Annotated in this window: 9 protein-coding genes; 5 read left to right on the top strand and 4 right to left on the bottom strand. The window is 62.5% G+C overall.

What is annotated here, in order from left to right; all coding sequences use genetic code 11:
* Window positions 1-187: inorganic diphosphatase (locus EN991_RS13695; RefSeq protein WP_206519203.1), on the top strand; the 187-nt coding region annotated here is incomplete at its 5' end.
* A gap of 9 nt (window positions 188-196) precedes the next feature.
* Here the strand turns inward: EN991_RS13695 and EN991_RS13690 are convergent.
* Both EN991_RS13690 and EN991_RS13685 read right to left on the bottom strand, forming a co-directional pair.
* Window positions 197-790 carry a hypothetical protein gene (locus tag EN991_RS13690; protein WP_027163693.1) on the bottom strand — a complete coding sequence of 198 codons (594 nt, stop codon included), beginning with the start codon at window positions 788-790 and terminating at the stop codon, window positions 197-199.
* Window positions 791-835: 45 nt separating this feature from the next.
* Window positions 836-1,453: a TetR/AcrR family transcriptional regulator gene (locus EN991_RS13685; RefSeq protein WP_127368956.1), complete on the bottom strand. Its 618-nt coding sequence runs from the start codon at window positions 1,451-1,453 to the stop codon at window positions 836-838.
* Window positions 1,454-1,527: 74 nt separating this feature from the next.
* On the opposite strand from EN991_RS13685, the gene EN991_RS13680 reads away from it, so the two are divergent.
* Both EN991_RS13680 and EN991_RS13675 read left to right on the top strand, forming a co-directional pair.
* Window positions 1,528-2,811: an MFS transporter gene (locus EN991_RS13680; protein WP_024504198.1), complete on the top strand. Its 1,284-nt coding sequence runs from the start codon at window positions 1,528-1,530 to the stop codon at window positions 2,809-2,811.
* Window positions 2,812-2,991: 180 nt separating this feature from the next.
* Window positions 2,992-4,566 carry an alkaline phosphatase gene (locus EN991_RS13675; protein ID WP_127368954.1) on the top strand — a complete coding sequence of 525 codons (1,575 nt, stop codon included), beginning with the start codon at window positions 2,992-2,994 and terminating at the stop codon, window positions 4,564-4,566.
* Window positions 4,567-4,612: 46 nt separating this feature from the next.
* Here the strand turns inward: EN991_RS13675 and EN991_RS13670 are convergent, their stop codons facing one another.
* The gene (locus EN991_RS13670; RefSeq protein ID WP_245460961.1) at window positions 4,613-4,894 is read right to left on the bottom strand and encodes a hypothetical protein; all 282 of its coding nucleotides are present in this window, start codon (window positions 4,892-4,894) and stop codon (window positions 4,613-4,615) included.
* A gap of 197 nt (window positions 4,895-5,091) precedes the next feature.
* Here EN991_RS13670 and typA point away from each other — a divergent pair, with 197 nt between their 5' ends.
* Window positions 5,092-6,921, top strand: coding sequence for a translational GTPase TypA (gene typA, locus EN991_RS13665; RefSeq protein WP_013529003.1), 1,830 nt, complete (start codon window positions 5,092-5,094; stop codon window positions 6,919-6,921).
* A gap of 61 nt (window positions 6,922-6,982) precedes the next feature.
* Here the strand turns inward: typA and EN991_RS13660 are convergent, their stop codons facing one another.
* Window positions 6,983-7,609 carry a DUF1062 domain-containing protein gene (locus tag EN991_RS13660; RefSeq protein ID WP_127368952.1) on the bottom strand — a complete coding sequence of 209 codons (627 nt, stop codon included), beginning with the start codon at window positions 7,607-7,609 and terminating at the stop codon, window positions 6,983-6,985.
* A gap of 394 nt (window positions 7,610-8,003) precedes the next feature.
* Between EN991_RS13660 and EN991_RS13655 the strand changes: the two genes are divergently transcribed.
* The coding region (locus EN991_RS13655) for a LysE family translocator (RefSeq protein WP_164769040.1) at window positions 8,004-8,377 on the top strand (374 nt) is incomplete at its 3' end.

Below are 8,377 nucleotides of genomic sequence, written 5' to 3'. Positions count from 1 at the left end.
GCGTTACGAGAATGTCACCGAATACACTCAGCTGCCCGACATTACGCGCCAGCAGGTGCAGCACTTCTTCGAGCACTACAAGGATCTCGAGCCCGGCAAATGGGTCAAGATCGAAGGCTGGCACGATTCCAAATATGCCAAGAAGATGATCGTCGACGCGATCGAGCGGGCCAAGGCGACCAAGTAGCCCGATCCGTCAGTTGTCGACCCGGCCGAAGGCCGGCACTTTGCCGATGACGGTGTGTCTGTCCTTGCCGCAGGCGAAGGTGCGTGCCTTGTCGTCGGCAAGCTTGCGCGCCTGGTCGTTGGCGGCGGGATTGCCGGTGGCCAGCACCAGGCCGACGGTGCAGCCGTCGCGGGCGTCCATCTGGCCGACCTTGGCGACGAGCAGCACCTCGGTCGGCTTTTTCTCGTCCTCGGGATTGCTGATCGAGCGGCGATGGATGACGGCATAGGGCACTGCCGTGTCGCCCTTGGTTTCGATGCGCCATTCGACTTTGGCTCCGGACGAATTGAGGCCGGAAAAGCTTTCCCAGACCGTCGTCATGTCGCCGCCGGGCGGAAAACCGTAGAACAGCGATTCACGGGCGTCGTCATAGGCGATCAGTACGGGATAGCCGCGATAGCCTGAACAGGCGAGTTCGGCCCAGTCGCCGTCGCCTTCTTCTGCCTGCGCGTAGGTCACGCAGTCCGTTTTCGAATCCAGATCGGTGTAGGCGCTGGAAATGCCGTCGGCTTGCGCCGCCTGACCGAGACCGACCAGGACAAGCGGGATCAGAATGGCACGCATGGCGGTCAATCTCCGTTGCAAGCCGCCGCAGCGTAGCGCCAAACGCTATTTCTTCAAGCTGGCTTGGATCAGCAGGTCGGCATTGCGGGCAACCGCTTGCGCCGGACCGCCGAGGCCGAACAACTGGCCGCTGATATAGGCGCCCTCGATCAGCAGCAGCAGGCCGTCGCCGAGCGTGTCTGGGTCTTGCGCGCCCATCGCAGCCGCCATGGCGCGCAGCCGGCGGCGCAGTTCCTGCTTGTTGGCCTCGCTGACCACGCGAGCCGGGTGGCTGTGGTCGGGATATTCGACCGCCGCATTGGTCATGCCGCAGCCGCGATAGTCCGCCACCTGCGTGCGCTTGCCGATGCGGGTCAGGAAAGCCTTGATCTGAGCGCGCGGGTCGCCGGGATGAGCGGCGACCGCCTCGTCGAAGCGCTCCCAGTATTCACGGTCATATTGCCTGAGATAGGAAGCGGCCAGTTCGTCCTTGGACGGAAAGCTGCGGTAGAGGCTGGGCTTGGTGACGCCGGCACGCTTGACGATCTCGTCGACGCCGATCGCCCTGATGCCGCGCCGGTAGAACAGGTCATAGGCCACATCGAGGATCTTCTTGGCGGCTTTCGGCGGAGCGGATGCATGACCGTCGCTGATGGTCAGTTCAATATTTTTGTCGGTTGGCATCGTGTGACTCGATTGACAATGTTACCGATCGGTACGTATACATGTTCCCACTCTGCAACGTACCGGTCAGTAACATGATAACTCAATCTCGCCCCTTTGGCCAGCGCTACGCTTTCGTCGTGGTCGGCGTCATCTTCCTCAGCCTGCTGGTCGCGGCTGGCCTGCGCTCCGCACCCTCGGTCATGATGCTGCCACTCGAGAACAGTTTCGGCTGGCGCCGCGACATCATCTCCCTGGCCGCCGGTGTCGGCATTCTGCTTTACGGTTTGACGGGGCCATTTGCCGCAGCCCTGATGGAGCGCATCGGGCTGCGCCGCACGCTGCTCGCCTCGCTGGTGGTGATGTCGGGCTCGACCATGCTCAGCCTGCTGATGACCAAGCCGTGGCATCTGTTCATCACCTGGGGCGTGTTCTCGGGCATTGGTTCCGGTGCCGTCGCCAGCGTGCTCGGCGCGACCATCGTCAATCGCTGGTTCAAGACCAATCGCGGCCTTGTCATGGGATTGATGTCGGCCTCCAGTGCCTCGGGCATGCTGGTGTTCCTGCCGCTGATCGCCGCTCTGGCACAGTCGGGCGGCTGGCAGCCGGTTGTCATTGCGGTCGCGATCGCGACCGCTGCCCTGATACCGCTGGTCTGGCTGCTGGTGCCGGAGCGGCCGGCATCGATCGGCATGGTGCGCTATGGCGCCGAGGCTGACGATGTGCCGCCGACGCCGCCTGCGTCACAGGGCAACTTTCTGGCGCATACGTTCTCGACGCTGCGCCGTGCCGCCGGCACGCGGGTGTTCTGGTATCTGTTCGCCACCTTCTTCGTCTGCGGCTTCACCACCAACGGGCTGGTCGGCACGCATCTGATCGCGTTTTGCGGCGACATGGGCATCGGCGAGGTGCAGGCCGCCGGCCTGCTGTCGATGATGGGCATTTTCGATCTGATCGGCACGACATTGTCGGGCTGGCTCACCGACCGTTTCGACCCGCGCAAGCTGCTCGGCGTCTATTACGGCATCCGCGGCCTGTCGCTGATCTACCTGCCCTATTCCGGCTTCTCAGCGACCAGCCTGATCATCTTCGCCGTGCTCTACGGTCTCGACTGGATCGCCACCGTGCCGCCGACTCTGAGGCTCGCCAATGAGGCGTTCGGCGATCGCAGTGGGCCGATCGTGTTCGGCTGGATCGTCGCCGGCCACCAGATCGGTGCGGCGACCGCCGCCGCCTTCGGTGGCACCATGCGCGAGTTGCAGGGCAATTACGAACTGGCCTTCCTGATCGCCGGCATGACGGCAATAGCCGCTGCCTGTATCTCGCTGCTGATCAACACCAGCAAGCCGGCATTCGAGCCGGAGCCGCAGGCGGCGTAGGGAGAGACGCTACCGGCCAAGCTGCCATCTCCCCCACACGGAGGAAGATCGGCAGCTTCGCCGTCCGCGCAAACGCCCACCCGCCTGTTGATCGTCAGAAAAACTTCATGATCCCGAGATGTCCCTGAAACATTGACGCTGGATTTTGGTGGCACCGTTCAAGCCATCCAGGAGACAGCCGTGAACAAGCTTTCGATGACTCGCCGCGCTTTCGTCACCTCCGCCAGCGCCGTTGGCCTGGCTGGCGTCTCGAGCCTGGCGCTGCCCTACTATTCGCGCGCCAGTCAGCGGCCGGCCTTCACCCATGGCGTCCAGTCCGGCGATGTCGACGCAACCAGCGGCATGGTGTGGACGCGCACCGATCGCCCGTCGCGCGTCATGTTCGAAGTGTCGTCGACGGAGAACTTCGCCACTGCGACACGCCTGGCGCCGCTCGATACGTCGCCGGCCAGCGACTACACCGTCAAGCGGCTGCTCACCGACCTCGCTTCGGACCAGGATATCTTCTATCGCATGACGGCAGCCGATCTCGCCGACATCAACGCCGTTTCCGAGCCGATCACCGGGCGCTTCAGGACGGCGCCGGCCTCGAAGCGCGACATCCGCTTTGCCTGGTCAGGCGACACCGCCGGCCAGGGCTGGGGCATCGATGAGACCGGCATGAAGACCTACGCCACGATCGGCAAGCACACGCCCGACTTCTTCCTGCATTCGGGCGACACCATCTATGCCGACGGCGCCATGAAGGACGAGGTCGACCTGCCCGGCGGCGGCAAGTGGAAGAACGTCGTGCTGATCGACGGCAAGCGCAAGGTTGCCGAGACGCTGGACGAATACCGGGACCAGTGGAAGTACAACATGATGGACAGGAACGTGCTCGGCCTCAGCGCCATCTGCCCGACTTTCTACCAGTGGGACGACCATGAAGTCCTGAACAACTGGTCGGATTCGAAGGATCTCAGCGCCGACAGCCGCTATACGGAAAAATCCATCCACGTGCTGGCGGCCCGTGCGGCGCGGGCTTTCCACGAGATGACGACGATCCGCTACGAACCTTCCGAGCCCGGCCGCGTGTATCGCAAGATCGCCTACGGGCCGCTGCTCGACGTGTTCTTCCTCGACATGCGCTCCTATCGCGGCCCCAATGGTCCCGACATGCAGGATGAGATGACGCCGCAATCGCGCATGCTCGGCGAACAGCAGACGAAATGGCTGAAGCGCGAACTGGCGAATTCGAAGGCGACCTGGAAAATCATCGCCGCCGACATGCCGCTCGGCCTCGTCGTCTGGGACGACGGCACCAAGAAGGTTGGTGCCGAAGCAGTCAGCAATGGCGACAATGGCTTGCCAAAAGGGCGTGAGCTCGAGATCGCCGACCTGCTGCGCTTCATCAAGAATGCCGGCATCAGCAACACCGTCTGGCTCACCGCCGACGTGCATTACACGGCCGCGCATTATTACAACCCGGACAAGGCGCAGTTCCAGGATTTCAATCCGTTCTGGGAATTCGTTTCGGGTCCGATCCATGCCGGAACGTTCGGGCCGAACGATTTCGACATGACGTTCGGTCCGGAGCTGAAGTTCATCAAGGCGCCGACCGCCGAACAGGGACAGAACCTACCGCCGTCGGCAGGTCTGCAATTCTTCGGACTGGTCGATATTTCAGGCGCCAGCGAGCAGATGACGGTGCGGCTGATGGATCGCGACGACAATGAACTCTACAAGGTGACGCTCGACCCGGTACGGTCGGCATAAGCGCGCGCTGATGGAAAGGTGTCGCGCGTCTAGGGCGCGCGATGTCTTAGGCCGGGTAGCAGCCCATGGAGATATTCGGCCAGACGGCGCTGTCGCAGTTGGCGGCGTCCTGCCGCTGCTTGAAGGCGGCGCTGACCGGGCCGGTCACCACCGGGTCGACGCCGTCGGGCGCGTCGGCGAAAATCTGCTCGGCCGACTGTGCCTCTGACGGCAAGGCAGGCCGTGATTCCTTCGTCGTCGCGGCCGACTGCGCGGCGTTGGCCGCCAGCAGGACGGCGAAGGCAACAGAGGCGATGAGCGGCCAGAATCGGTTGAGTTTGTCGGTCATGATGTTCGAACTGCCCGGGCCCCGAAGGGTTCCCGCCTTGGTTAACAAAATCATCTCACACGCAGATGCTTAAGATTTGATGAGTATTTGGTGACGCGCCTCCTCTTTCGCAACTGCGAAAAACCCTGTATGAGCCGCGCAACCGAAAGAGGCAGCGCCTTTTGGCCTGCTGCCTGCAACGCTTCCGAGACCAGAACATGAAAATCCGTAATATCGCGATCATCGCGCACGTCGACCATGGAAAGACCACCCTGGTCGACCAGCTTTTGAAGCAGTCCGGCTCCTTCCGAGACAATCAGCGCGTGGCCGAGCGCGCCATGGATTCCAACGACCTCGAAAAGGAGCGCGGCATCACCATCCTGGCCAAAGCGACCTCGGTCGACTGGAAGGATACCCGCATCAACATCGTCGACACCCCCGGCCACGCCGATTTCGGTGGCGAGGTCGAACGCATCCTGTCGATGGTCGACTCAGCCATCGTGCTGGTCGATGCCGCCGAAGGGCCGATGCCGCAGACCAAATTCGTCGTCGGCAAGGCGCTCAAGGTCGGCCTGAAGCCGATCGTCGTCATCAACAAGATCGATCGCCCGGACGCCCGTCATGTCGAGGTGGTCAACGAGGTGTTCGACCTTTTCGCAGCGCTCGACGCCACCGACGAGCAGCTCGACTTCCCGATTCTGTACGGCTCAGGCCGCGATGGCTGGGTTTCGGAAAATCCGGAAGGACCGAAGGACCAGCAGTTGGCGCCGCTGTTCGACCTCGTCATCAAGCATGTGCCGGAGCCGACCGTTCATCCCGGTCCGTTCCGCATGATCGGCACCATCCTGGAAGCCAATCCGTTTCTCGGCCGCATCATCACCGGCCGCATCGAGAGCGGCACGCTGAAGGCCAACCAGCCGGTCAAGGTGCTGCACCATGACGGTACTCAGATCGAAACCGGCCGTATTTCCAAGATCCTGGCCTTCCGCGGCCTTGAGCGCCAGCCGATCGAAGAAGCGCAGGCGGGCGACATCGTCGCCATTGCCGGCTTGTCGAAGGGCACCGTCGCCGACACGTTCTGCGACCCGAGCGTGAGCGAACCGCTGCATGCGCAGCCGATCGATCCGCCGACCGTGACCATGTCGTTCCTGGTCAACGACAGTCCGCTGGCCGGCACCGAAGGCGACAAGGTGACCAGCCGCGTCATCCGCGACCGCCTGCTGCGCGAAGCCGAAGGCAATGTCGCGCTGAAGATCGAGGAATCGCCTGACAAGGATTCGTTCTTCGTCTCCGGCCGCGGCGAATTGCAGCTGGCCGTGCTGATCGAGACGATGCGGCGCGAAGGCTTTGAAATCGCCGTGTCGCGTCCGCGCGTCGTCATGCAGAAGGGCGAGAATGGCGAATTGCTGGAGCCGGTCGAAGAAGTCGTCATCGACGTCGACGAGGAGCATGCCGGCGTCGTCGTGCAGAAGATGTCCGAGCGCAAGGCCGAGATGGTCGAACTGCGCCCATCCGGCGGCAATCGTCAGCGCATTGTCTTCCATGCGCCGACCCGTGGCCTGATCGGCTACCAGTCGGAGCTTTTGACCGACACGCGCGGCACCGCCGTGATGAACCGGCTTTTCCATGCCTATGAGCCCTACAAGGGCGAGCTGCCAGGCCGCACCAATGGCGTGCTGATTTCCAACGAACAGGGCGAATCGGTCGCCTACGCCATGTGGAACCTGGAAGATCGCGGCCCGATGGTCATCGATCCGGGCGTCAAGGTGTATCAGGGCATGATCATCGGCATCCATAGCCGCGACAATGACCTTGAAGTGAACGTGCTCAAGGGCAAGAAGCTGACCAACATCCGTGCCGCCGGCAAGGACGAGGCGGTCAAGCTGACCCCGCCGATCCGCATGACGCTGGAACGCGCGCTGGCCTGGATCCAGGACGACGAGCTGGTCGAAGTGACGCCGAAGACCATTCGGCTGCGCAAGCTCTATCTCGATCCGAACGAGCGCAAGCGGTTCGAGAAGTCGTCCAAGGTGGTCGGCGCGGCGTAAGCTCTTATTTTTTCCAACAGCGGAGAGGGGCGGAGCAACCAGTGTTCCGCCCCTTTTTCGTTCATCCACCGGCAGCCGCGATGATGGCCTGCCGATCGGCCTCGCCGGCCAGATCGATGCGGATCGTGTTTCTCGCACGGGCCGGCTTGCGCAGGGCCTTTGCTCCATCCGGGTCAACGATGAGCAGCCGCTTCTCCTCCAGCGCCTGAAGCCGTGATCGCGAGATGCAGAGTTCACTTGCGAGCAGCCGGTCGAGCCGCAGCGATGTCGGCATTTCGAGCCCAAGCTGGAGTTCCAACACGGTCGCGGCTTCCCTGGTGTCGCCGAGCCTGCGCTTGTGAACGCTGACATCGGAGAACTCCTCGACGCGCCCGATCCGGTTGCGCAACGCCACCGCATCGAAGGCATGACGGTGAGCGAGTGCAGGATCGTTGCTTTCGAGCGCCGCCAGCAGCGCCGGGTCGATGTCGCGGCGGTTGCAGCGTTCAAAAATGCCGAAATTCCAGGAATTGTCGCAGTCGATGCAGCGATAGATCAGCCACACGTCGATGCGTTTGCCACTGGCGTTGACGCGGAACTTTCCGCTGCTGCAATAGGCCCTCACGGTGCCGCAGCGGTTGCAATTGATGAGCGGTCGAGGTGCGGTCTGGGGTGCGATTGCCCAGTGGATACGCAGAAGTCCAGACATGCCGATAAGCCCTTCCCGTCGGGAAGTTCATCAGGCCGGCGATGTCGAGATGCCCATGCGGGCGCGGCGTGGCGGTCGCTTGCTATGATTGGAAATCGGATGTCACGGGCGGCAGCGCGCAACAACGGTTCAGCAGTGCCAAACCGGTCTCGAACCGCCGCCCAGAAGAACACATGAAAATGAAAACAGATACCGCAAATGCGGTGTCATGCAGTGTGTCGGGGGAGTTGGCGAGACCGGCGGTTACGTAGGCAAAGTGAAGCTCAAAATTGTTTCGCGATGGCCTTTCTAGCCGCGACATGCCGGACCGACAAGGGTCTTTTGTCGGTGCTACCGCAGCCGAGCCACTTGCGTTAATATCCGAAATCGAAGGTTTTCAACCAGAGACCCGGTTATGCACCCCACCTCGCTCCTGATTTTCGCCGCCGCTCTGTTCGTTGCCGCGGGCTCGCCTGGGCCATCGATCGCGGCGCTTGTCGCCCGCGTCATCTCGAAAGGGTTTCGCGACGTGTTCCCGTTCCTGCTCGCCATGTGGATCGGCGAGGGCATCTGGCTATCGCTGGCGGTGTTCGGGCTGGCTGTCGTGGCGCAGACCTTCCATTTCGCCTTCGTCGTGGTGAAATGGGTCGGCGTTGCCTATCTCGCTTACCTCGCCTGGAAGATGTGGACCGCGCCTGTCGATGCAAAAGAGGGCGAGATGCCGCGCGAGGATTCGGCGATAAAACTGTTCTTCGCCGGCATGGCGGTGACGCTCGGCAATCCCAAGAT

It is taken from the genome of Mesorhizobium sp. M7A.F.Ca.US.005.03.2.1, assembly GCF_003997795.1.
In the GTDB taxonomy this organism is placed as follows: Bacteria; Pseudomonadota; Alphaproteobacteria; order Rhizobiales; family Rhizobiaceae; genus Mesorhizobium; species Mesorhizobium ciceri.
This window is presented reverse-complemented; position numbering and strand designations above follow the sequence as displayed.

Coding starts and splice junctions, on each gene's coding strand:
- EN991_RS13670 (WP_245460961.1), bottom strand. CDS start 4,894: ATGACCGACAAACTCAACCGATTCTGGCCGCTCATCGCCTCTGTTGCC.
- EN991_RS13690 (WP_027163693.1), bottom strand. CDS start 790: ATGCGTGCCATTCTGATCCCGCTTGTCCTGGTCGGTCTCGGTCAGGCG.
- EN991_RS13685 (WP_127368956.1), bottom strand. CDS start 1,453: ATGCCAACCGACAAAAATATTGAACTGACCATCAGCGACGGTCATGCA.
- typA (WP_013529003.1), top strand. CDS start 5,092: ATGAAAATCCGTAATATCGCGATCATCGCGCACGTCGACCATGGAAAG.
- EN991_RS13680 (WP_024504198.1), top strand. CDS start 1,528: ATGATAACTCAATCTCGCCCCTTTGGCCAGCGCTACGCTTTCGTCGTG.
- EN991_RS13660 (WP_127368952.1), bottom strand. CDS start 7,609: ATGTCTGGACTTCTGCGTATCCACTGGGCAATCGCACCCCAGACCGCA.